This window comes from Mycobacterium lentiflavum (assembly GCF_022374895.2).
GTDB lineage: Bacteria > Actinomycetota > Actinomycetes > Mycobacteriales > Mycobacteriaceae > Mycobacterium > Mycobacterium lentiflavum.
Genome location: NZ_CP092423.2, coordinates 2,794,121 through 2,815,814, shown reverse-complemented (window position 1 = coordinate 2,815,814; position 21,694 = coordinate 2,794,121). Strand labels below are relative to the sequence as shown.

Annotated in this window: 23 protein-coding genes; 9 read left to right on the top strand and 14 right to left on the bottom strand. The window is 66.1% G+C overall.

The window, feature by feature from the left end:
• Positions 1-68: 68 nt before the first annotated feature.
• Genes MJO58_RS13150 through MJO58_RS13125 form a run of 6 tightly spaced genes read right to left on the bottom strand, consistent with a single transcriptional unit; the run spans position 69 to position 4,948 of the window.
• Complete coding sequence (locus MJO58_RS13150) at positions 69-479, bottom strand: Zn-ribbon domain-containing OB-fold protein (protein ID WP_090601950.1); 411 nt, start codon at positions 477-479, stop codon at positions 69-71.
• A gap of 4 nt (positions 480-483) precedes the next feature.
• Positions 484-1,695 (bottom strand): thiolase family protein, encoded by a 1,212-nt coding sequence (locus tag MJO58_RS13145; protein ID WP_090601946.1) that lies wholly within the window; start codon positions 1,693-1,695, stop codon positions 484-486.
• Complete coding sequence (locus MJO58_RS13140; protein ID WP_175364424.1) at positions 1,692-2,132, bottom strand: hotdog family protein; 441 nt, start codon at positions 2,130-2,132, stop codon at positions 1,692-1,694. The genes MJO58_RS13145 and MJO58_RS13140 overlap by 4 nt, the downstream gene beginning before the upstream one ends.
• Positions 2,133-2,139: 7 nt before the next feature.
• On the bottom strand, positions 2,140-2,640 hold the full coding sequence (locus MJO58_RS13135) for a MaoC family dehydratase (protein WP_090601940.1): 501 nt from the start codon (positions 2,638-2,640) through the stop codon (positions 2,140-2,142).
• On the bottom strand, positions 2,633-3,754 hold the full coding sequence (locus MJO58_RS13130; RefSeq protein WP_239723069.1) for an acyl-CoA dehydrogenase family protein: 1,122 nt from the start codon (positions 3,752-3,754) through the stop codon (positions 2,633-2,635). The genes MJO58_RS13135 and MJO58_RS13130 overlap by 8 nt, the downstream gene beginning before the upstream one ends.
• A 3-nt stretch (positions 3,755-3,757) precedes the next feature.
• Positions 3,758-4,948, bottom strand: coding sequence for an acyl-CoA dehydrogenase family protein (locus tag MJO58_RS13125; protein ID WP_239723068.1), 1,191 nt, complete (start codon positions 4,946-4,948; stop codon positions 3,758-3,760).
• Positions 4,949-5,137: 189 nt separating this feature from the next.
• On the opposite strand from MJO58_RS13125, the gene MJO58_RS13120 reads away from it, so the two are divergent.
• From MJO58_RS13120 to MJO58_RS13110, 3 genes are all read left to right on the top strand, one after another.
• Positions 5,138-5,755, top strand: coding sequence for a TetR/AcrR family transcriptional regulator (locus tag MJO58_RS13120; RefSeq protein WP_090601931.1), 618 nt, complete (start codon positions 5,138-5,140; stop codon positions 5,753-5,755).
• Positions 5,752-6,576 (top strand): hypothetical protein, encoded by an 825-nt coding sequence (locus MJO58_RS13115; RefSeq protein WP_239723067.1) that lies wholly within the window; start codon positions 5,752-5,754, stop codon positions 6,574-6,576. Before MJO58_RS13120 ends, MJO58_RS13115 begins: the two co-directional genes overlap by 4 nt.
• Positions 6,577-6,716: 140 nt before the next feature.
• Positions 6,717-6,872: a hypothetical protein gene (locus MJO58_RS13110; protein WP_239723066.1), complete on the top strand. Its 156-nt coding sequence runs from the start codon at positions 6,717-6,719 to the stop codon at positions 6,870-6,872.
• A 33-nt stretch (positions 6,873-6,905) separates the two neighbouring features.
• Here MJO58_RS13110 and MJO58_RS13105 read toward each other — a convergent pair whose 3' ends face one another.
• A complete protein-coding gene (locus tag MJO58_RS13105) occupies positions 6,906-9,623 on the bottom strand; it encodes an FHA domain-containing protein (protein WP_239723065.1) in 2,718 nt (905 codons plus the stop codon).
• Positions 9,624-9,751: 128 nt separating this feature from the next.
• Here MJO58_RS13105 and MJO58_RS13100 point away from each other — a divergent pair, with 128 nt between their 5' ends.
• Positions 9,752-9,955 (top strand): hypothetical protein, encoded by a 204-nt coding sequence (locus MJO58_RS13100; protein WP_239723064.1) that lies wholly within the window; start codon positions 9,752-9,754, stop codon positions 9,953-9,955.
• A gap of 33 nt (positions 9,956-9,988) precedes the next feature.
• On the opposite strand, the gene MJO58_RS13095 is transcribed toward MJO58_RS13100, so the two are convergent.
• Positions 9,989-11,005, bottom strand: coding sequence for an alpha/beta hydrolase (locus MJO58_RS13095; protein ID WP_239723063.1), 1,017 nt, complete (start codon positions 11,003-11,005; stop codon positions 9,989-9,991).
• 171 nt (positions 11,006-11,176) lie between these two features.
• Between MJO58_RS13095 and MJO58_RS13090 the strand changes: the two genes are divergently transcribed.
• The gene (locus MJO58_RS13090) at positions 11,177-12,022 is read left to right on the top strand and encodes an SDR family NAD(P)-dependent oxidoreductase (RefSeq protein WP_090601920.1); all 846 of its coding nucleotides are present in this window, start codon (positions 11,177-11,179) and stop codon (positions 12,020-12,022) included.
• A gap of 4 nt (positions 12,023-12,026) precedes the next feature.
• On the opposite strand, the gene MJO58_RS13085 is transcribed toward MJO58_RS13090, so the two are convergent.
• The 3 genes from MJO58_RS13085 to MJO58_RS13075 all read right to left on the bottom strand — a co-directional run bounded on the left by MJO58_RS13085 (position 12,027) and on the right by MJO58_RS13075 (position 15,452).
• Positions 12,027-12,533 carry an isoprenylcysteine carboxyl methyltransferase family protein gene (locus tag MJO58_RS13085; RefSeq protein WP_239723062.1) on the bottom strand — a complete coding sequence of 169 codons (507 nt, stop codon included), beginning with the start codon at positions 12,531-12,533 and terminating at the stop codon, positions 12,027-12,029.
• A 183-nt stretch (positions 12,534-12,716) separates the two neighbouring features.
• Positions 12,717-14,975: a molybdopterin-dependent oxidoreductase gene (locus MJO58_RS13080; protein WP_239723061.1), complete on the bottom strand. Its 2,259-nt coding sequence runs from the start codon at positions 14,973-14,975 to the stop codon at positions 12,717-12,719.
• A 51-nt stretch (positions 14,976-15,026) separates the two neighbouring features.
• Positions 15,027-15,452, bottom strand: a complete 426-nt coding sequence (locus MJO58_RS13075; protein ID WP_239723060.1) for a PPOX class F420-dependent oxidoreductase — start codon at positions 15,450-15,452, stop codon at positions 15,027-15,029.
• A gap of 180 nt (positions 15,453-15,632) precedes the next feature.
• Here MJO58_RS13075 and MJO58_RS13070 point away from each other — a divergent pair, with 180 nt between their 5' ends.
• From MJO58_RS13070 to MJO58_RS13060, 3 genes are all read left to right on the top strand, one after another.
• The gene (locus tag MJO58_RS13070) at positions 15,633-15,815 is read left to right on the top strand and encodes a hypothetical protein (protein ID WP_239723059.1); all 183 of its coding nucleotides are present in this window, start codon (positions 15,633-15,635) and stop codon (positions 15,813-15,815) included.
• A 63-nt stretch (positions 15,816-15,878) separates the two neighbouring features.
• Positions 15,879-16,319: a nuclear transport factor 2 family protein gene (locus tag MJO58_RS13065; protein WP_090601906.1), complete on the top strand. Its 441-nt coding sequence runs from the start codon at positions 15,879-15,881 to the stop codon at positions 16,317-16,319.
• Between the two features lie 170 nt (positions 16,320-16,489).
• Positions 16,490-17,353 (top strand): alpha/beta fold hydrolase, encoded by an 864-nt coding sequence (locus tag MJO58_RS13060; RefSeq protein ID WP_239723058.1) that lies wholly within the window; start codon positions 16,490-16,492, stop codon positions 17,351-17,353.
• Here the strand turns inward: MJO58_RS13060 and MJO58_RS13055 are convergent.
• The 3 genes from MJO58_RS13055 to MJO58_RS13040 form a co-directional block, all read right to left on the bottom strand.
• Entirely contained in the window at positions 17,350-17,838 is a 489-nt protein-coding gene (locus MJO58_RS13055; protein ID WP_239723057.1) for a nuclear transport factor 2 family protein, read from the bottom strand. The two genes, MJO58_RS13060 and MJO58_RS13055, sit on opposite strands and share 4 nt — an antisense overlap.
• Positions 17,839-17,952: 114 nt before the next feature.
• Complete coding sequence (locus MJO58_RS13045; RefSeq protein ID WP_239723056.1) at positions 17,953-18,756, bottom strand: mycofactocin-coupled SDR family oxidoreductase; 804 nt, start codon at positions 18,754-18,756, stop codon at positions 17,953-17,955.
• Positions 18,753-20,324 (bottom strand): flavin-containing monooxygenase, encoded by a 1,572-nt coding sequence (locus MJO58_RS13040; protein WP_434086368.1) that lies wholly within the window; start codon positions 20,322-20,324, stop codon positions 18,753-18,755. Before MJO58_RS13040 ends, MJO58_RS13045 begins: the two co-directional genes overlap by 4 nt.
• A gap of 176 nt (positions 20,325-20,500) precedes the next feature.
• Between MJO58_RS13040 and MJO58_RS13035 the strand changes: the two genes are divergently transcribed.
• Positions 20,501-21,685: an acyl-CoA dehydrogenase family protein gene (locus MJO58_RS13035; RefSeq protein WP_090601898.1), complete on the top strand. Its 1,185-nt coding sequence runs from the start codon at positions 20,501-20,503 to the stop codon at positions 21,683-21,685.
• Positions 21,686-21,694 lie beyond the last annotated feature (9 nt).

Below are 21,694 nucleotides of genomic sequence, written 5' to 3'. Positions count from 1 at the left end.
CGCGCTCAACTGGTCGAGCATCGCCTGCACGGCATCGTCCATCTGTACCTCCGACCTCACCGTTGAGGTCACGCGGGCCGATATCGCAACAAGGTGATGCCGGCCTCGGGCAGATCGTAGAACACCGGCTCCACCCGCATACCAATCCGGATGTCGCTCGGGTCGATGTCGACCAGTTCGGTGCTGATCCGGGGTCCAGCATCCCACTGCACGACTGCGAGCAATTGCGGCACCGCATCTGCCCAGGGCGGGCCGGTGGGTCTGCGGGCAACCGTGAAGGTGTACAACGCTCCCGCACCATCGATTTCGCGCCATTCCAGGTCATCGGCCAGGGATCCCGGGGCGAGCGTGCGCGGGTAGAACACGTAGCGTCGCAGCGAGGGCGAGTACTGCACCACGATTCGGTGCTGCGCCAGGCCATCCCAGAAGGGCTTCGACACCGGGGTGGGCTCGGGAACCGGACGGGGTTCGGTACTCAAGGCGTCAGTCCCCCCGCATGATCAGCGCGACCTGCTCGCTCATGATGCCGCCGTTGCCGGTGACGAACGCGGTGTGACAGTCCGGTACCTGGGCATCGCCGGCCCGGCCCATGACCTGGCGCGCACCGTCGACGACATGGTGCATGCCGCCGGCCATGCCGGCCTGTCCGAACGACAGCTGGCCGCCGGCGGTGTTGAGCGGGAAGTCACCACGGTAGGTCAGGTCGTGCTCGGCGACCCAGGACATGCCATCGCCCTTGGCGCAGAAGCCGGCATCTTCCAGGCTCATCAGGACCGTGATCGTGTAGCAGTCGTAGATCGAGGCGACATCGACGTCCGACCGGTTCAGCCCGGACATCGCAAACGCCTTGTCGGCGGCGCGCGTGATCGGGGTGTGCAGCAAGTCCTCGGCGTAGGTCGGCGTCTTGAATGCGATGTGCTCGCCAAAACCTTTGATCCACACGGGGCGGTGACGGCTGCGGCGGGCGACGTCGGCATTGGCGAGCAGGACGCCGACTCCCCCATGCACACGCATCACCGTTTCGAGCAGGTGGATCGGATCGGCTATCATCGGGCTGGCGAGGACGTCCTCGACGGTGAGCGGGGTGCCGTGGAAAACCGCGCCGGGATGCGCACCGGCATTGGTGCGCTGGTCGACCGCGATCTTGGCGACCGCGGCGGGGTCGTAACCGAATTCCGCAGCGTAGCGCTGCGCGATCTGCGCGTACGGTGCGTTCTGGCCCAGGTTGCCGTACGGGATTTCGAACTCGGCCTGCGGCGACCCATAGTTATTCGACGATGCCCCAAACCAATTCGGGGCCGCGGCCGGTTCTGAAGATTTCCGTTCGGATTGCGGCACCGATGCCGATCCGGGCACGACGGCAAGCACGGCATCGCAGATTCCCAACTCGATCGCGGCGGCAGCCCGCCAGATCATTCCGGCGGACGTGGCCCCGCCGAGGTCGACACGCTCGCCGAAATCCAGGGCCAGGCCGAGGTATTCGCACAGCGTCGCCGGCGCGAACATCGCCGATTCCGCCACCCCATGGGTCAGCAGGCCGTTGATGCGCGCCGGATCGACACCGGCATCCTCCACGGCCATCTTCGCCAGCAGCGCGTACTGGTCGAGGGTGAACAGCGGCGGCCCGGCCGGACGGCGCTGCGCCGGCAACTCCGCGATGCCGACGATCGCGGCTTCGCCCCGCAGTCCGGTCACGACGGCGTTCCGCGCAGCGGCAGCTGAACCGTCGCGGTGCCGGGCATCAGCACGGTGTCGTCGCGGCGGCCGCCGATCTCGAGATCCACCAGCCCGGCACCGTCCGTCAGGCGCTTGCCGGTGACCACCCCGCCGAACGTCAGCGACTCACCGGGCAACGCGGTCGCCCGGTTTTGCACCGAGAAGGAGACCAGACGACCACGACCGCCGATCCAGTCGCCGAGCGCGCGGGCCAGCAGCGCCGCCTGAAGCGGACCGTGCACCAACACGTTGTCGTACCCCTCCACGTCGCGGGCCCACCCCTTGTCGTAGTGGATGCGGTGACCGTTGTAGGTGGCGGCGCTGAAGAAGAACAGCTGCGTCTCGTCGGCGGTGACGGTCAGCGTGGGGATCTGGTCGCCCACAGCGACGTCGTCGTAAAAGACCTGTGCAGTCATCACGTTCCTAGGGTCGGGCGATCATCGACGTCGACGCTTCGGCGACCAGCTCGTTGTGCTGGTTGTGGTACACCGTGCGCCAGGTGACCAACACGAATTTGCCGGAGCGACCGCGCTTTTCGACGATGGACTCGACGGTGCGCACCATTTCGATCTCGTCGCGGTGATAGGACGGCAGATGAAAGGTGAAGCTCTCACCACCGGCCATCCGTTTGGGAGCACGTGGAAACGCGAGACTTCCCGAAACCGCACCCGAGGAACCGTCCGGCCGCAACGAATCGAGTCGCGCGACGCCGAGCACCGCGTACTGCAGATACAGCGGCGGGCAAACGATGTCGCGAAAGCCGTTGGCGCGGGCGTAGTCCGGATCGAAGTACAGCGGATTGTGGTCACCGACCGCCGCCGCCCACCGCTGCCAATCACGCCGATTCACCTCGCCGGTCGCGGTCGCGGCGACGGTACCCACGCGCGACGCCGACTCGGCGTCGATCAGGGTGTCCTCACTCACGGGTTTCCTCCAACGTTTCCTCCAGCCAGACCGCGGCGACTTCTGCCCCACCGCCGAGAGTTGAACCGAGCCTTGCCCGCTCGGTCCACAAGTGCAGATCGGTTTCGGTCACGTAACCGATCCCGCCGTGCAGCTGATGCGCATCCAGCGTGACCCGCCGGGCCGCTGTCGCGGAATGCATACGCGCAATGGCGGTTTGGCGGGTCGCCGGCTGTCCTCGCCCGATCCAGAAGACGGCGGAATGCGCGGCCAATCGCGCCGCCGCCAAGGCAATGTGCATGTTGGCGATCAGATGCTGTGCCGCCTGGAACGAGGCGATCGGACGGCCGAACTGATGACGCAGCTTGGTGTACTCGACGGTGCGGTCCAGCACCGCCTGACCGACCCCGACCAGGTCAAGTGATACCAACGACACCGCCGCATTGGCCAAGCGGCGCAACGCGGTCCGATCCGGTGGGTCAGCGTCGAGCAGCGCTTCGGCGCCGACCGTCACATCGTCGAACCGGACCGTGAACGCCCGGTATCCGCCTGCCATGGCCAGCGGCTCCATGCTCACCCCGGTCGCGCGGGCGGCAACGGCGAAGACCAGCGTGCGCCCGCCCGCCGAGGCTGACACCACGATCAGGTCCGCGACGTCGGCGTCGGCGACATAGTCGGCTATTCCGTTGAGCCGCCAGCCGGATGAGCCCGAATCCGCATGCAGCTTAGGCGAAATATCCGAGGCGTCGGCGACATTCCACAACGCCGTCGTGCCGCGGACCTTCCCGCCTGCCAGACCCGGCAGCCACGCGGCCTTGACGTCCGACGAACCGAGCTGGTCGATCGCCAGCGCCGCCGCGATGGTGCTGTGCACTGCCGTGGGGCACAGGCCGCGGCCGGCCTCGGTATAGAACACGGCGAGGTCGTCCAGCGAGCCACCCGACCCGCCGTACTCCTCGGCGACGGCGAGCCCGAACACACCGGCGTCGGCCAGGGTGTTCCACAGCGCCGGGGTGCTTCGGTCGGCGCCCGGTTCAGCGAGTGCACGCACCAGACTCACCGGGCACTCCGCGGCCAGCAGGGCGCGCACCGACGAGGCGAAATCGCGCTGTTCAGCGGTGGGGATCGCTTTCACGCCTCACCGCCCATAGGACGGCATTCCATGGCCACGCTGGGCGATCACATCACGGAGCACCTCGTTGGTGCCGCCACCGAAGCGCATCAATGGAGCGGCCCGATACAGCCGCTCGAATTTGCCTGCCAGAGGGGCGCTTTCGTTGCGATGGGCGAGCAGTCCGTCGGGGCCGAGCAGATCGAGCGCCAGATCGGCGATACGCTGCCGCAGTTCACTGGTGAAGATCTTCTCGACGCTGACCTCGACGGTGGGAATCACGCCGCTGTCCAGGATCGAGGAGGCCTCGTAACCCGTCAACGTCGCCACCTCGACGTCGGCCTCGGCCTGCGCCAGCCGGCGCCGCAGGCCCGCATCGTCGGCGGGCACCGAACCGTCGCGTCGCGGGCGGCGGGCCAGGTCGCATAACTCGTCCACCGCCCGACGCAGATCGCCGGCATTGGTCAGCGCTCCGCGTTCCAGATCGAGCGCGCCGGTGATGTAAGTCCAGCCGCGGTTGACCTCTCCGATCAGGTTCGAGACAGGGACCCGCACATCGTCGAAATGGACCTCGTTGGTGCGGTAGCCCGACCACGCGTACAGCGGCCGGATCGAGACCCCCGGGCTGTCGATAGGCACGATGATGACCGAAATCCCGCGATGGCGCACACCGTTCGGATCCGTTCGCACACAGAGCCACTCGTGGGTGGCGCGCTGCGCCCCGCTGTTCCAGATCTTGCTGCCGTTGATCACCCAATGGTCGCCATCTCGCGTCGCCCGAGTCCGCAGGCTAGCCAGGTCCGTTCCGGCCTCGGCCTCGGAATAGCCGACGGCGCAGATCATTTCGCCCTTGGCGATCATCGGAAGCCATTCGGTCTTGTTCTGCTCGGTGCCGTGCCGCATGATCATCGGCGCTACCGACGTGACCGTGAGATCGGGCCCGGGCACGCCGGCGTATTCGAATTCGCTCATCAGCAGATGTTGATGCACCGCGCCGAGGCCTCCCTGTCCGGCGAGACCGCCGTACTCACGCGGCCAGTTCAGTCCGAACCAACCCTTGGCACCGATCTTGCGGCGAAAACGGGCCACCTCGCCGTTGGGCAATTCGAGATCGTGCTCGGCCAGTTCGGCCCTCAATTCCGGGGTGACGTTCTCGGAAAGGAATTCGCGAACCTCGGTCAGCCACGCGTACTGCCCGGCGTCGAGTTCGAAATCCATTCCGGCCCACCTCACCCTTTCGACCCCTTCTTCTGGCCGCGTCAGCGTAACGCCGCTGCGAGATTTCGACCGCCATTTCGCACAGAGGTTACGCCCGGGCCGGGCTTGGTCCGCCCCGCGGACTGCGTCATGAAGTTTCGCTGACAGCCGTCATTGACACCCGCCAGTGAAACCCGTACGTTTCCTGCCATGCCGTCGACGACACCGGCCTCCCGGACTACCCCGGTCGGTCGTGAGGCGCAGCGACTCCAAACGCGCGCGCGTCTTTTCGATGCTGCGGTCGCCGAGATCGGGCGATCCGGATTGGCGGGTACCGACGTCGCGGCCATCGCCGCGGCCACCGGGGTCGCGCGGGGCACCTTCTACTTCCACTTTCCGACCAAAGAGCACATCCTCGTCGAGCTGGAGCGGGCCGAAGAAACCAAAATCGTGGCCAAACTCGCCGCCAAGACGAGCGGGGCCGGCGACCTGTCGTCAATGCTGCAGCTGCTGATACGTCAGGTGCTCGCCGCCGAAGAACGGCTCGGCCCAGTGGTCTTCAGGGACATGTTGGGATTGCACTTCTCCGCGACCCGCCCCATCGAGGATGAGACCGCTGAGCATCCGTTGGCCGAATTCGTCATCGCCGCAATCAAGCAAGCCCAATCCGCGCGACAGGTGTCGTCGGATGCCAACGCCGACGAGCTCGGGGTGATCTTTTTGACCGGCCTGTTCGCCCTGTTAGTCACCGGCGGAGCGTCGAAGACGCGTGCCGGGCTGTTAGACCGCTTCGTCAAAACGATCGTCAAAGGAATGGAGCCAATATGACCGGCACAGGTATCGACGGTTACCGGGACTACCTCGCGCACCGGGACGGCGACGCCGACCTGCTGCATCGTCGGCTGGGAAACCGTGAAGACTTCTTCACGTCATTGGAAGTCGACCCGGTGCGTTCGGCTCGTCCAATCGATCGGCAGGTGTTTCTGCGGAACCTGCGCCGCCGCCGGCCCGAACCGGGCTTGTCACGGGAGATGCTGTTCCTGTTGGCCACCGCGAAGCTGAACCAGGCCGAGCGGTTCGGCGTGGACCTCGGCGACACCTACGGGCGCATCGGCGGCGAGGACGAGCCGCCCGAGCGGATCTACCTCGCGCTCGAGGAGCACTACCACACCCGGCTATTGGCCTACGTGCTCGACATTTTCGGTCTGCCGTTCCAGGTGGTGGTGCCGCCGTTCGTGATGCGCCAATTCGTCAAGATGGAAGTGTTTCTGCCCGAGCGGTTCGGGTTCCCGTTCGTCGGCGCCGCAGAAATGGCGGGCTGCATCATGTTCGACGAACTACGCCGCGTCGGCGTCGAATTGTTCGCCGACGAGCCAGACGTCGCCGCGCGAATCGAACGCCTCTACACCGAGATCCTGACCGACGAGCTGGGCCATGTCGGTTATTGCGCGGCGCGTTGCAGCAACACGGAGCGAGCCGTAATGCGTTGGCTTTACCCGACTTTCGGGCGACTGATCGCCCGTCAGACCGCCGAGATCAGCCTTCTCACCGATCGAGAACAACTGCACGCCCGCCTCGACGCGCCATTCGACGTCGCCGGGCTCGCCGCGGGTGTTCCAAACGAGACATTCGTTGCCGCACACCCGTGACCGCCGTCCACCGAGATGGTCGTTCTGTAAATACGCTGTCAAACTCCCGTTAAAACCCGTCGGCCGCGTCGCAGAAATAGGGCCGGCCTGCGATGATCTTGAAATTGGCGGATCGAAGATCGGGAGAAGTCATGCCGACTATGGAGACGCGCCTCCGCCAGGAGTTGCGCGACTACGCCGTTGAATTGCGTCGGCTGGCGTACACCCTGCCCCAGGGCATCGGCGAGCACGATCTCCTTGAGCTGTCAGATCGGATGCACGCCGCGTCCCTGCAGACGGTCCGCAAGGGAGCCTAGCCAGTACTGGCATCGCCGCCCGCCGGGTCGTGGTCAGCGCCCACCTTTGAGGCGAATCTTCCAGCGCACGAAGCTCAGATAGAACGTGCTGATTGCGATCAGCATGCCGAAGTTGAACCACCACGTTCCGGCATTGTGATGCCACAGCGCGTCCTTCGGGACCTGAGGACCGGGTTCCAACTTGGTCAGGTCGACGGTCGACGCCGATGCCGCGAAACCCCATCGTGCCGGGGTGGCCCAGGACATCTGGTCGAGTCCGATGCGGCCGGTGACCGGAATCATGCCGCCCGAGAACACCAGCTGCGACATGACCGCGACCACCAGCAGGGGCATGATCTGATCGTTGGACTTGGCGATCGCCGACAGAGCCAACCCGAGCATCGCCGAGGCGACGGTGGTCGCGGCGACGTCGACGAAAAGCTCCAGCGGCGCCTTCCCCAGCGCCGCAGCACCCCGGGTGGGACCGCCCTTGCCCAGCAGCGTGATCACGGTGACGATGCCCGACTGCACGATCGCGAACACGGTGTAGACGCAGACCTTCGCCAACAAATAGGCGGTGGTGGACAGGCCGACCGCCTGTTCTCGCAGGAAGATGGCGCGCTCGCCGATGAGATCTCGGATCGTCAACGCGGTCCCCATGAACACCGCCCCGACATTCAGCAGCACCAGGATCTGCCCGGGCTCGGTGGGAGCGTCGCCCACCGGGTTCGGAATGCCGAAGCCGACGTTGCCCGGCACCGACATCGACAGCGAACCCATGATGAACGGCAGCAACGCCAGGAAGATGAAATAGCCGCGGTCGGAGACGATCAACCGGATCTGGCGCCGCGCGATCGTGGAGAACTGCCGCAGCAGGCTGGTGTGCGACGGATCGCCGATCTCGGCCGGCTTCTCCGCCGGCGGCGGCGGTGGCGGCGGCCCGGTCCGCGCCAGGTATTTCGCCTTGGCCGCGTCGGGATCACCGGCAACCGAACTGAAGATGTCGGCCCAGTTCGTCGTCCCCATGGCCGGACCGATTTGCGCGGGTGGGCCGCAGAACGCGGTCTTGCCGCCGGGAGCCAGCAGCAGTACCTGGTCGCAGACGTCCAGGTAGGTCAGCGAGTGGGTGACCACGAGCACCACCCGACCGGCGTCGGCCAACTGCCGCAGCATCGTCATGACCTGCCGGTCCAGCGCCGGGTCCAGGCCGGACGTCGGCTCGTCGAGGATCAGCAGCGATGGCCCCGTCAGCAACTCCAGCGCCACCGAAGCGCGCTTGCGCTGACCACCGGACAGCTTGTCGACCCGGGTGTGCAGGTGCTGGGTCATCTCGAGCTCCTCGAGCACCCGGGCCACCACTTGCTCACGGTCGGCCTTGGTGGTGTCGGGCGGCAGCCGGAGCTCGGCCGCGTAGCCCAGCGCCTGCTCCACGGTCAGCTGACCGTGGACCACGTCGTCTTGCGGCACCATCCCGATCCTGCTGCGCAGTGAGGCGTATTCGGCGTGAACGTTGTGGCCCTCGAACGCGACCGTGCCGTTCGTGGGGTGGGTGTATCCGGCGACCAGCCGCGCGAAGGTCGACTTGCCCGCGCCGGACGGACCGATCACCGCGGTGAGCGTTCCGGGACTGGCGCCCAACGAAATGTCGTCGAGCAGTGTCTTGTTGTTTTCGATCGTCCAGGTCACCCCGCGCACATCCAGACCGCCGAGGCGGGTCTGCGCCGCGGTGTCGGCGTCCCGGCGGGCCAGCGTGCCGCCGGCGAACACCAGGTCGATGTTGCCGATCGTGACGACGTCGCCGTCCTTCAGCAACGCGGAGTCGACACGCTGACCATTGACGAAGGTGCCGTTGATGCTGCGGTTGTCATGGATCTCGGTGCCCGTCGGCGTCGGGATCAATGTCGCGTGGTGCCGCGAGGCCAGGACCTCGGGAATGACGATGTCGTTGTCGTTGGCACGGCCGATCTTGATCGCGCCCGGCGCGTCGACGCCCGCCTTGCCCGGCCGCAGGATCTTCATCATCGAGGTCGCCAGGTTCGAGCTGTCGCCGCCACCGACGCGGCCCGTCAGGGCGGTCGGAGGATCGACCGGCGCGGCCGGCGGAACCTGGGCCGGCTGTGGCCGGTAAATGTGCGGTGACGACATCGGTCCGCTGGCCGGGCCGGCGGGTTGGGTGCCGGTCGGGTGGTGCTGTTGCACCGGACCGGACGCGTGGCTCGGTTGCGCGCCGGTCGGGTATGTCGGAAGGGGCCCCGATGGCGGGCCGGCTTGCGATGGCGGGGTCTGATGTGTCGGCATTGGCCGTGACGGGCTCGCCGGTGGCTGCGGCGGCAGTCCCTGCGACAGCGAACCGGTCGGTGGGCGGCCCTGGGCCAGCCGCGGATCCGCCGGCCCGGCAAGCGGGTTGACGATAGGGATCGACGTCGTTAGTGGTGGCGTTCCCGCCAGACCCTGATGGCGCCCGACCTCGAAGGTCACCGTCGGCCCGTCCGGGTTGCCGATGTTGACCCGTTGACCGTCCTGGATGTCGACGGCCGGGACCCGGCGATTGTTGACGTACAAACCGTTGAGGCTGCCGTTGTCGATGGCGATCCACCGGCCCTGATCGAAGCGCAGCACCAGGTGTATTCGGGAAATCAACGGATGCGCAACGCGGACGTCCGCCCGCAAGTCACGCCCGATGACCACATCGTTGCCGGGTGCAAAGGTCCTTTCGGATCCCTCGTACCGCACGGTCAGCACAGGTGGGGCTGCTCGGCTCACGAGCCCCACTGTATCGGCGTCGGGGCCAAAGCGGGGACTGGTCGCCGATACGCGTTGCCGCCGGTGTCCGCTTTGCAGCCCTGGCACGACGAGAATGCACGGGTTTCGGGGGCGGCGGCTCGGGTAACCCGACGCGCATGCAGGAGAACGGCGAGTTCCCCGACGACGTGCCCATTGCCGACGCCGTTGAGCAACAACGCACGACCGGCGAGTCTTCATCTGACGACGACCCGGCGGCCTGGCCCTACGACACCGATGTGCCGTTGGAGGCAACGGATTTCGATTGGCAGGAACAGCGGCAGATGGTCGTCGACGACCCGGACTTCTACGAGCGCGAATGATACTGCAGCGCAGTATTATTCGCGGGCGCCACGCTATCCTGCCGCGGCGCTGACCTGTCCGCTCCCGCGGCGCCAAGACTCGGCGGTGACTTCTTTGACGAAATCCCCGAGGTACCGGATGGCCCGCCGACCCTCGGGCAGAACATCGGCCGCCAACGGAAAGTCGTGAATTTGGCCCTCCCAGACGTGCAAGTCGCAGCGGATCCCGTTGGCTGCCAAGCGTTCCGCCATCAGTTCGGCGTCCGGGAGCAGCAGCTCGTCGGCACCAGCGTGGATGGTTACAGGCGGGAGTGCCGATAAGTCGGCGTCGACCGGCGATACAACATGACCCGTCGAACGACCGACCGGCAGCTGAACCTCGCTGAGGTACCGCGAAAATATCGACAACGCCCCGGCGGTGAACATCGAGCACTTACGTGCGTTGCGGTGCTTGAGCTTTCGGGTCGGGTCCGCATCCGTGAACGGAGACACGGTGGCTACGCCGGCCGGCGTAGCCACCCGCGTGCGGATCGCGGCCAGTGTCGTCATGAACGCGAGATAACCACCCGCCGAGTCGCCCGCAACAACCACGCGGCCGGGGTCGTAGCCGCGCTGCTGTAACCAGCGCAGTCCGCAGAGGCCGTCGTCAATCGCGTCGACGATCTGGTGCGAGGGCAGTTTCCGGTATCCGACGATCAGCACGCCGGCATCGGCCATCCGCGACAAGCGACTGACCAGAGCCCGGTGGGTGTTGACGCCGCAGGTGAGAAAGGCCCCGCCGTGCAGATACAGAATTGCCCGCGTCGGCGATACACCGGGTGCGCAGACCCATTCGGCGCGGCAGTGGTCAAGGCGTACCGGCTCAACCCGGGCGGCGGATTTGGCACGAGGCAGCAAGCCCACAAATCCGTCGATCTGCCCTAAAGGCCAGTGCAGATTCGGCTGCAGCGCCCAGGCGCGCACTACGTTCTTCACGATCACACGACTGGCCATAGACACGGCGATCGATTGCGGGCTGCGACGATGGTGAATCCGACGCGTGGGTTTGCCAGCCGTTTTCAATCCACTCATAAGGGCGGCAGAATACCCATCTTGTCGCGGCAATAATCGCAGGTGAACCATTGAGGGACGCTGGCTTTCTCGCCGTTTGGCGGGCACAAGCGTGGGTACTTCCACGTTAACTTGTGCGCCGGCGCTGCCCTCGATGCCGAATGGTCTCACCGAGTGCCCGAAGATGTGAGCATGGAGCAGGCAACTGACAGCGGTGCGATGCTGGCCGACCGGGTGGCGGTGGTCACCGGCGGCGGTGGCGGCATCGGGGCGGCCACGGCGCAGTTGTTCGCCCGAAACGGTGCCCAGGTAGTGATCGCCGATATCGACGCCGGACTCGCGGGGCAGACCGCCGATCAAATCTCGGTGTCGGGTGGGGTGGCTGTGCCGATCGTTGCCGACGTACGCGACGCCGATCAGGTTGCCGCCCTGGCACGATCGGTGCTCGATCGGTTCGGCCGAATCGATGTGTTGGTCAACAATGTCGGGCATTGGCTGCGCCACCCCGGCAATTTCGTCGACACCGATCCGCAATTGTGGGACGAGCTCTACCGGATCAACCTGCACCACGTATTTCTGGTCACCCGCGCGTTCCTGCCGGCGATGGTGGGCCAACGCCGCGGCTCGATCGTCAACGTCTCCTCGGTCGAAGGGCTGCGCGGTTACCCCGAGGACCCGGTCTACGCCGCGTTCAAGGCGGCCGTCATTCATTTCACCCGCAGCCTCGCGGTTCAGGTGGGTCGGGACGGTGTGCGCGTCAACGCGATTGGCCCTGATGTCACCGAATCGCTACAGGTGCCCTACTCGCAGTGGCTGACGGCCGAGGAGCAGGCGCAATGGCCGCAGTGGGTTCCGGCCGGACGGATGGGGCTGCCCGAGGACCAGGCCCGCGTGATCCTGTTCCTGGCCTCAGACCTATCGGCCTTCGTCACGGGTCACACCATCCCCACCGACGGCGGCACCGGCGCGGCCGGCGGATGGTTCCGTTCGTCGCGGCGGGCCGACCGGGAGTGGACGAACCGGCCCATCGCCCCCTGATCGCTCAGACGTAGGTCAATGCCGCGTTTTCCAGCCGGATTCGCACGTTGAGCAGCACCGCGTTGGCGATGCTGAACACGATCGCCGTCAACCAGGCCGAATGGATCAGCGGCAGTGCCGCGACCTCCGCGACGACGGCGATGTAGTCGGGGTGACGCACCCATCGATACGGACCACGCCGCACCAGCGGCGCGCCCGGGATCACAATCAGCCGCGGATTCCAGTGCCTACCCAGCGCCGCGGCGCAGCGCCAGCGGACGACACAGCTGAGCGCCACGACGGTGAGCATCGGCCATCCCAGCCAGGGCACGAATGGGCGTCCCAGCGCCCAGACTTCCACCACACATGACGCCAGCAGCAAGGCGTGCAGGCTGACCATCGCAGGGAAGTGGTCGTGGCCGAATTCCTTGCCTCCGTGGGCGATTGCCCATTGAGCGTTTCGATGCGCGACGACCAGCCCGATCAGGCGCTCAACGCTGATCAACGCGATGAACAGCAGGTAGCAATACATGGCTTCTCCCCCTTCCTACGACGTTCTGTCTATAGCAACGAGGATCCGCATTCGACGGTTCAGCAAACGGGGCGATCGTGAACCGGCCCACACCGCGCACCGTGTGTCGACCAGGTGTCCATGGTCGTCGCGACCGGCATGCCTATTACCAGAACCGTTGTCGCGGTGACATTTTCGATACCGTCAGCCGGTCGGCGCGGCCTCGAAGCGGGCTTGATCCTCTAGGACGGTCACCGGTATCCCGTTGAGGGCGCCGTTACCGGATGGCTCGTCGACAAATGTCGGCAGGGAGAGGGCGTTGGTGTTGGCGCCCGGTGAGCTGTTGGCGACCGACATGCGCGTGCCCGGCTTGCCATGCCCCCAGCCGTGTGGCATCGACACGACACCGGGTCTGATCGCATCGGTGATCTCGACGGGCACTTTGATCTCACCGGCCTCCGATTTCACCGTCACGACGTCGTTGTCCGACACGCCGCAGCGCGCCGCGTCGTCCGGGTGGATCAGCAACGTGCACCTGTCCTTGCCCTTCATCAGTGCGGGCACGTTGTGCAGCCAGGTGTTGTTCGAGCGCAGGTGCCGTCGGCTGACCAGGACCAACGGCTCGGCCGGCCGCTCCATCCGCGCTGCCAGCCGCGGTAGGTCGTCGAGCAGGTACTGCGGAGCCAGCCGGATCTTCTTGTCCGGGGTGCCCAGGATGTCGGGAAGCTGCGGCACCATCGGCCCGAAGTCGATGCCGTTCGGATTGGCCTTGAGCAGGTCCAACGTCAGCCCGCCCGGGTTCTTGCCGTATTGATCGCCGAACGGACCGGTTCGCAGCGTAAGGTCCAGGATCCGCTCGGGCCCGCCTGTCAAACCGGCCGCGTCGTAGCGCTTGCGGATCTCGGCGCCGTCGACGCCACGGGTGAAGGCCAGGTAATCGAAGAAGCCGTCGTCGATCGCCGCGACGTCGACATCCTCGGCCGGTGTGCCGGTGCACAGGCCGGTCAGCCGGATCAGGATCTCCCATTCTTGCGGGCGATCACCGGGGTCGAACACCGGCGCCGAGTAATTCGCGATGCTGTGGATCGCGAACAGCAGGATCAGGTCGTCGTGGTGGGGCTGCTCGAGCGGTGACAGCCCAGGCAGGAACACATCGGCGTGGCGCGTCGTCTCGTTGAGCCAGAGGTCGATGGAGATCATCGCCTCGAGCATCGGCAGCACTTCGTCGAGCTTGTCGCCGCCGGGCGTGGACAGCACCGGGTTGCCCGCGACCGTGATCAGCGCCTTAAGTTGCCCGTCGCCCGGTGTGGCGATTTCCTCGGTCATGCACGACACCGGGGCCTGCCCCAGCACCTCCTTGGCGCCGCGCACCCGCGTGTGCCAGCGGCCGAATTCCGGCAGGCCGCCCTCCAGGCCGGGCAGCGGCTGCGTGGTAATCGACCAGGCCGCCGGCTTGGGGAACATCGCGCCGCCGGGGGTGTCGAAATGGCCGGTCAAGATGTTGATCACATCGACCATCCAGCTAGCCAGACTGCCAAATTCCTGGTTGCACAAGCCAATTCGGCCATACACCACGGATTTCTCGGCGCCGGCGAGTTCGCGTGCCAATCGTCGGATGGTGTCGACGTCGATGCCGGTGACATCGCTGACCCGCTCCGGCGGCCAGTCCACCGCGACTTCACGGATCGTGTCCATGCCATCTATGTGGCCATCGACGTGCGGGCCGGGATTCACCAGGTCCTCGGCGAAGAGGGTGTGCGCGACCGCCAGCAGCAGCGCCGCGTCGGTACCGGGCACGATTGGCAGCCACTGATCGGCGTGTGCCGCGGTCTGCGTGCGCACCGGGTCGATCACAATCACCTTGCCGCGTCGGCGGATTCCGTCGATCAGGCCCATCACGTCGGGCGCGGCCAAGAGCGATCCCTGCGACGCGGCGGGGTTGGCGCCCATGATGACCAGCAGGTCGGTGCGCTCGATGTCGGGCACAGGAAAGTTCCACCACAGGCCATACATCAGGTGCGACGACAGGTTCTTCGGCCATTGATCGACCGTCCCCGGTGAATACGTGACCGGCATCCCGGACATCCCCATCAGCACGCCGGCGTAGCGCGCCAGCGAAAACGAGTGTGCCAGCGGATTGCCGGTGTAGGCGGTGACCGCGCCGATCCCGTACTTCTGGATCACCGGCGTCAGCAGCTCGGTGCAGCGCCGAAACGCGGCGTCCCAGCTGACCTCCTGCCATGTCCCGTCGACCTTGATCATCGGGCTGCGGACGCGGTCCGGGTCGTGATGCACCGCACCCAGTGACACGCCCTTCGGGCAGAGATGTCCGCGGCTCCACACGTCGTCGCGGTTGCCGCGAATGCTCGTGACCGCACCTGCTTCGACGTGAATTTCTAAGCCGCACATGGCTTCACACAGCGGACAGGTCCGAATATGTTTGCCGTCAGCTCCGGGTTCCATCCACCCACTGTATTGCGATACTCCGGGTAGCGGAAGTGGCAAAAGTTCAGCTCAAGCCACCCACGGACCCATGCCGCCGACCTTCTCGATGCGGATGCGGTTGAGGTATCCAGGCGGAGCGTCGTCCGGGGGGAACTGCACATCCGGACTTCCCAGCTGGGCGTCGAGTTCCCGCAGTAATTCCGGGGCGCCGCCCTCGACAATCCGCGCCGTCCCGGCGATCGATAGGTATGGCCGGGGCCGGATGCCCTGGTCGTCTATCGCCACGATCGTCACGGCTACCCGCGGATCCTTGCGGATATTGCGCAGCTTCTTGTAGTCGGCCAGGTGTGCGCTGACGAGTTCGTCGCCGTCCGGCGTGGACTGCAAAGCGACCCAGACCAGGCTGACCTGGGGGCTGCCGTCGGGATTGATGGTGACCAGGGTGGCGTCGACACCCTTGCCGATGAGCTTTCGTGCGGCGTCGTTGAGTTCCATGCGTTGTTCTACGGCATCGCGACACGATTCATTCCCAGGCGTCGGAGTGTGTAACCCGCGGCGCTATTCCTTGAGAGACATTTGAATCTGACAAGTTACCTATACATCGACGAGGCATCAGCCCTAGCGTCATGTACGACCGAACGACCTGCCCAGGAGCTAGGAGCCGGAGGCGCGGCCATGACCGATCAGCAGCCCCCGATGAACATCGAGTACCTCCGACGTGAAGTGCTCGCCCGAATAGACGCACACCCACTCGACGACTGGTCCCCCGCCCTTTTGCGGGCCATGATAGCCGTTTTCGACTTGAACGGCGTCATGCCTAAGCCGTTGCAGCGCTTCCACCCGCGCATCGTCCAGTAGGCGCACGCGGCCGCCTGACTAAGGTGCTGTGAGAGTGCCTGCGGTCGGTGAGGAGTCGGGGTGATGGAGATGTGGGAGCTGGTGGCCCGCGAGCAGATCCGTGACACCCTCGCCCGATACAACTGGTCGGGTGACGCCGGCCGGCTCGACGGCCTGGCCGACACCTTCTGTGTCGACGGCGTTCTCGAGGTTCGTGGTGGGCAGCCGCTGCGGGGCCGATCCGAGATCTTCGAGTTCCTCGGTGGTGTCACCGGCCAGCTCGCCGTCGCGGCGAACGTCAAGCCGGTCGTTCGGCACAACGTCGCCAACATCCTGTTCACTTCGTTGACTCCCGGCGAGGCGCAGGTCTCGTGCTACTTCACCGTCGTCACCCACATTGGGCTCGACCATTTCGGCCGCTATCGCGATGTTTTGGTGCCCGACGGTGGCACCTGGCTGATCAAGCATCGCAAGGTATCGACGGATTGGGCGGCCGCCGACTCCGCCATGGCCCGGCCATCCTGAATCCTTGGCGCGCAGTCGCTTTCGTAAGGCTTGAGTGTGCATCCTGGGCGAAGGGTCGGCGAAATCCCCGCCCTGGCTGCGCACTCGAAGCAAAGAGCGCGCACACGCATTAATGCCGATCAGCGGAACACCGCTCATGCGCGTCGCGGCGACATGGCAGGGTGACATGCGTGGCCAATACTTCCGTCGAGCACGACCTGCGTGAAATCACCACCCCGAAGGGCGCTTTGCGCTACTACGACACCGGCCCGGATTCGGGCCCGGTGCTGCTGTTCCTGCACGGCTCCGGCCCCGGGGTCACCGGCTGGCGCAATTTCCGCGGGATACTACCGACATTCGCCGAGCACTTTCGCTGCCTGATCCTGGAATTCCCCGGCTTCGGGGTCACGGACGACTTCGGCGGCCATCCGATGGTCACGGCGTTCGGCGTGGTGTCGCCGTTCCTGGACGCCCTCGCAGTCGAGAGGACGCACATCGTCGGCAACTCGATGGGTGGCGGCGTCGGCATCAACTTCGCCATCGGTAACCCGGACCGCGTCGACCGGTTGGTAACCATTGGCGGCATCGGCACCAACATCTTCAGTCCCAGCCCGAGTGAAGGCATCCGGCTGTTGCAGGAGTTCGTCGAGGACCCCACCCGGCAGCGTCTCGTCGACTGGTTGAAGTCGATGGTGTACGACCAGGCCCTGGTGACCGAGGAACTCATCGAGGAGCGTTGGCAGCTGGCCACCGATCCCGTCACGCTGGACGCCGCGCGCCGGATGTACGGCAAGGCGGCGTTCGCCGCGATGAACTCCGCGATGGCTGCCTCGGACCGGCCCTTCCCGTGGGCGATGATGCACAAGCTGGCCGCCCCCACGCTGCTGACGTGGGGCCGCGACGATCGGGTGAGTCCGCCCGATATGGCGCTGATCCCAATGCGCACCATCCCCAACGCAGAGCTGCATGTTTTCCCGAACTCCGGGCACTGGGCCATGATCGAGGCCAAGGCAGCCTTCGAAAGTACGGTCCTGGGCTTCCTGTCCCGTCCCTAAATTTGCTCTCCCGCAAGGCCTTTCAGCAGCATGGCGTGCGCGTCGGGATTGCCGTCGAGCACCCGGCTGGTGCGGGTGATGATCTGCCACTGGTCGTCGATGCGGCGCAGCGCGAAATGGTGTGCGGTGGCGCGCCACACCCGGTAGGACCTTTTTTCGGAGTCTTCGCGGACGAGGACCAGCGACTCGCACACCGCGACCGCCTCGTCGCCGGTGACGGTGACGACGCATGGCCCGAGGAAGTGCGAGCAACCCTTCCTCACCAATTTCTGGTGGGCGTCCGAGCCGATCATCGCGTGCACGTCGGCACGGCCTTCCATCCGCCAGCCGTCGACGTCGTACACGCCGTCGATCGCCCACAACCGCGCGCTGGCATCCGCGTCGCCGGCGTCGACGGCCGGACCGTAGGACGCAATCAACTGCCTGATGTCGCGGTCGTCCTCGAGCCGGCGCAGCCGGGCCGTCAATTCCGCCAGATCTGTCATCGTCATCTCCTCATCGCTGGGTGGCGCCCGCGTCGACGGGCAGGACGATCGCCGTGGTGTAGCGCGCCTCGTCAGAGGCCAGGATCAGCGCGGTCTTGCTTGCCAGCCGTCCGGTCATGTCGTTTTCTGGGTCAGGCCGGCGTCGACGACGAGCTGAGTCCCGGTGATGTAGCGGCCCTGATCCGAAGCCAGGAACACGACGGCGTTGGCGATGTCGACGGGCTCCACCCACGGGACCGGCAACAGGTTGCGCGCCTGCAGTACCTCGGCCGCGTCGGCCGCCGTGGGGTTGGTCAGATCGGGCCGCAGCTTGCGGTACATCGCCTCGTTGAGCACCATCGGCGTCGCGACCGGCCCCGGGTGCACGGTGTTCACCCGGATGCCGCGGGGTCCCAGCTCGTTCGCCAGCGTGCGCGCCAACCCGACGATCGCGTGCTTGCTGGCCGTGTAGTGCGCGGTGTTCGTGGTCCCCCGAAGGCCGTTGGTAGAGCTGATCAGAATGATGGATCCACCGTCGGCGCCGATGTGCGGCACGCCGGCTCTGACGGTGTGCCAGGCCCCGGAGAGATTGATGTCGAGAGTCCGTTGCCACACCTGCGGGTCGAGTTCCCAGGACGGGCCACCCGGCAGGTGGACACCGGCGTTGGCGATGATGACGTCGAGGCGGCCCAGCGCGGCGACGCCGCTGTCGATCGCCGACGTCACCGCCGCGAGGTCGCTTACGTCCGCGATACCAGTGACGCAGCGACGGCCCCGGCGTTCGACTTCCGTTGCGGTACCGGCTAACTCGTCGGTCAGCGCCACGATGTCGAGAGCGATCACGTCGGCACCTTCTTCGGCAAAGCGCTGACAGTGCACCCGCCCGGTGCCTTTAGCGGCGCCGGTGACCACGACGACCTTGTCGAGTAACCCGGTCATCGCTTGATTAGATCGAAGCCGCGATAGCCGGCGTCGGCCACGTCGGCACAGATGTCGTTGTAGGTGGCGAATCCCCCGACGAACAGCATGAAGCCCCTGGGCTTTCCGGGCACGTTGGCCCCCATGTACCACGAGTTCGCCTTGGTGAACAACGTCGTCTCGGCACGCCGGGCGCATTCGGCGCCCCAGCCGTCCACGCTGTCCAGGGTGGCTTCGATGGCGGCGCAGCCCTGGCGGTCGAGGTAGCCGATCGCCTGGGCGATCCAGTCGACCTGCGCCTCCGCGTGGAGCACCATGTTCGCGAGCACAGCGGGAGCGCCCGGGCCTGAGATCAGGAACAGGTTGGGGAAACCGTCGACACCCAGTCCGAGATAGGTGCGCGGCCCCTGGGCCCAGTCCTCGCGCAGCGTGACGCCGTCGCGCCCGACGATATCGATGCTACTCAGTGCTCCGGTCATCGCATCGAAACCCGTTGCGAGCACGATCATGTCAAGATCGTAGTGCGAGTCGGTGGTGTTGATGCCCGCCGGGTCGATCGATTCGATCGGGGTGTCACGCAGACTGACCAGCGTCACGTTCCGTCGGTTGAATGTCTGAAAGTAGTTGCTATCGGTGCAGATTCGCTTCGCCCCGATCGGATGGTCGGTAGGGATCAGCAGGTCGGCCACCGCTGGATCGTCGATGACCGCACGCACCTTCTCCTCGTAGAATTTGCGCGCTTCTTCGTTGGCTTCCAGGTCGGTGATCTGGTCGGGGAACGTCTTCGAGAACAGCACCCCGCCCAGCTGCCATCGTCTTTCGAACGCCGCACGCCGTTCGGCCGGGCTGAATTCCATCGTCGGCTTCGCGGCGGTCTGGTGTGGAGAGCCGCCGCCGCTTCGCCACGACAAGTCGCGTCGCTGCGCGTACCCGGCCTTGATCTCGTCGAGTTCGGCGGGCGACAGCGGTGCGTTGCCCGCCGGGACGCTGTAGTTCGGGGTGCGCTGAAAGACGTACAGGTGCGCGGCTTGCTCGGCGATGATCGGAATCGATTGGATGCCCGAGGATCCGGTGCCGATCACCGCCACCCGTTTGCCGGTGAAGTCGACGGGCTCATGGGGCCAGTGCGCGGTGTGGTGGGTCTCACCGGCAAAGGTGGCCAGGCCAGGGAAATCTGGGGTCATCGCGGCGGACAGCGGCCCTGTCGCCATGACCGCGAACCGGGTCGAGAGCGCCTGCCCCGTATCGGTTCTCAGCGTCCAGCGCAGCGTTGTCTCGTCGAGCACCGCCGAAACGACGCGGGTGCCGAAGACGATGTCGCGGCGCAGGTCGAGTTTGTCGGCGACCCAGTTCAGGTATTCAAGGATCTCGGATTGGGTGGCGTACTTCTCCGTCCAGTTCCACTCCCGCTGGAGTTCGTCCGAGAACGAGTAGCAGTAGTCGACGCTTTCGACGTCACAGCGTGCGCCCGGATACCGGTTGTAATACCAGGTCCCGCCGACCTCGGGTGCGGCCTCGAGCACCCGCACCGACAGTCCCTGCCCGCGCAGCTTGTGCAAGGCGTACAAGCCGGCGAACCCGGCTCCCACCACGATCACGTCGAGAGCGTCATTCACAATCAGGCACCTTATCGGCCGGGTCCGCGCTGGGCGCCGGCGTTCCCGGTCACCGGACACGTATTTCTGCCCGCTCATCGGGATTTCCTTTGGGACGGGCGGGGACTGCGGTAGACCATTACTTAGCCCACCCACGTAAGGACAACGATATGAGCGACCGGGTACTCGACCGGGTAGTTGCCATGGCGGACCAGTTGCGCGACCAGGCCGCCGAGGCCGAACAGATCGGCCGGCTTACCGACGACACGGTCAAGCTGATGAAGAGCGCCGGCCTGATCCGGCTGCTGCAGACCAAGCAGTACCAGGGCTTCGAGGTCCACCCCCGCGAGTTCGCCGAGACGACGATGGCCACGGCGGCGCTCGATCCGGCGGCCGGCTGGATCGTCGGCGTGGTGGGCGTGCATCCCTACCAGTTGGCGTATGCGGACCCGAGGGTCGCCGCCGAGATCTGGGCCGACGACGTCGACACCTGGATGGCTTCCCCGTACGCTCCGCAGGGCGTGGCCAAGCCGGTCGACGGCGGGTACCTCTTCAGCGGCCGCTGGCAGTTCAGCTCGGGCACTGACCACTGCGACTGGATCATCCTGGGCGCGATGCGCGGTGACGAAAACGGCATTCCGTTGATGCCGCCGCAGATGCTGCACATGATCCTGCCACGCAAGGACTACGAGATCGTCGAGGATTCGTGGAATGTGGTGGGGCTGCGGGGAACCGGCTCCAAGGACGTGATCGTCAAGGACGCGTTCGTGCCGAGCTACCGGACGATGGATGCCACCAAGGTGATGGACGGCACCGCCCAGCGCGAGGCCGGGATGACCGAGCCGCTGTATCTGATGCCGTGGTCGACGATGTTCCCGCTGGGCATCTCGTCGGCGACGATCGGCATCGCCGAGGGCGCACTGGCCGCGCACCTGGACTATCAGCGCGAGCGCGTCGGCGCCACCGGAACCGCGATCAAGGACGACCCGTACGTCATGCACGCGATCGGCGAGGCCGCCGCCGACATCAACGCCGCGCGCCAGGAACTGCTGACCAACGCCGACCGCATCTACGACATGGTGGCGGCCGGTAAGGAAGTGTCGTTCGCCGACCGCGCGGCCGGACGCCGCACCCAGGTGCGCGCGGTGTGGCGCGCGGTGTCGGCCGTCGACGAGATCTTCGCCCGCTCCGGCGGCAACGCTGCCCGAATGGACAAGCCCCTGCAGCGATACTGGCGCGACGTCCACGTCGGTCAGATGCATGCCATCCATGTCCCCGGCACCACCTATCATGCGGCGGCGCTCAGTTCTCTCGGCGTCGAACCACCCGAGGGCCCGCTGCGGGCGCTGATCTGAGCGAAGGGG

Excerpts from the sequence above, each read along its gene's own strand:
- MJO58_RS13140 (WP_175364424.1), bottom strand. The coding sequence starts at position 2,132 with ATGACTGCACAGGTCTTTTACGACGACGTCGCTGTGGGCGACCAGATC.
- MJO58_RS13125 (WP_239723068.1), bottom strand. The coding sequence starts at position 4,948 with ATGGATTTCGAACTCGACGCCGGGCAGTACGCGTGGCTGACCGAGGTT.
- MJO58_RS13120 (WP_090601931.1), top strand. The coding sequence starts at position 5,138 with ATGCCGTCGACGACACCGGCCTCCCGGACTACCCCGGTCGGTCGTGAG.
- MJO58_RS13115 (WP_239723067.1), top strand. The coding sequence starts at position 5,752 with ATGACCGGCACAGGTATCGACGGTTACCGGGACTACCTCGCGCACCGG.
- MJO58_RS13110 (WP_239723066.1), top strand. The coding sequence starts at position 6,717 with ATGGAGACGCGCCTCCGCCAGGAGTTGCGCGACTACGCCGTTGAATTG.
- MJO58_RS13100 (WP_239723064.1), top strand. The coding sequence starts at position 9,752 with ATGCAGGAGAACGGCGAGTTCCCCGACGACGTGCCCATTGCCGACGCC.
- MJO58_RS13095 (WP_239723063.1), bottom strand. The coding sequence starts at position 11,005 with ATGAGTGGATTGAAAACGGCTGGCAAACCCACGCGTCGGATTCACCAT.
- MJO58_RS13090 (WP_090601920.1), top strand. The coding sequence starts at position 11,177 with ATGGAGCAGGCAACTGACAGCGGTGCGATGCTGGCCGACCGGGTGGCG.
- MJO58_RS13085 (WP_239723062.1), bottom strand. The coding sequence starts at position 12,533 with ATGTATTGCTACCTGCTGTTCATCGCGTTGATCAGCGTTGAGCGCCTG.
- MJO58_RS13080 (WP_239723061.1), bottom strand. The coding sequence starts at position 14,975 with ATGGAACCCGGAGCTGACGGCAAACATATTCGGACCTGTCCGCTGTGT.
- MJO58_RS13075 (WP_239723060.1), bottom strand. The coding sequence starts at position 15,452 with ATGGAACTCAACGACGCCGCACGAAAGCTCATCGGCAAGGGTGTCGAC.
- MJO58_RS13070 (WP_239723059.1), top strand. The coding sequence starts at position 15,633 with ATGACCGATCAGCAGCCCCCGATGAACATCGAGTACCTCCGACGTGAA.
- MJO58_RS13065 (WP_090601906.1), top strand. The coding sequence starts at position 15,879 with ATGGAGATGTGGGAGCTGGTGGCCCGCGAGCAGATCCGTGACACCCTC.
- MJO58_RS13055 (WP_239723057.1), bottom strand. The coding sequence starts at position 17,838 with ATGACAGATCTGGCGGAATTGACGGCCCGGCTGCGCCGGCTCGAGGAC.
- MJO58_RS13045 (WP_239723056.1), bottom strand. The coding sequence starts at position 18,756 with ATGACCGGGTTACTCGACAAGGTCGTCGTGGTCACCGGCGCCGCTAAA.
- MJO58_RS13035 (WP_090601898.1), top strand. The coding sequence starts at position 20,501 with ATGAGCGACCGGGTACTCGACCGGGTAGTTGCCATGGCGGACCAGTTG.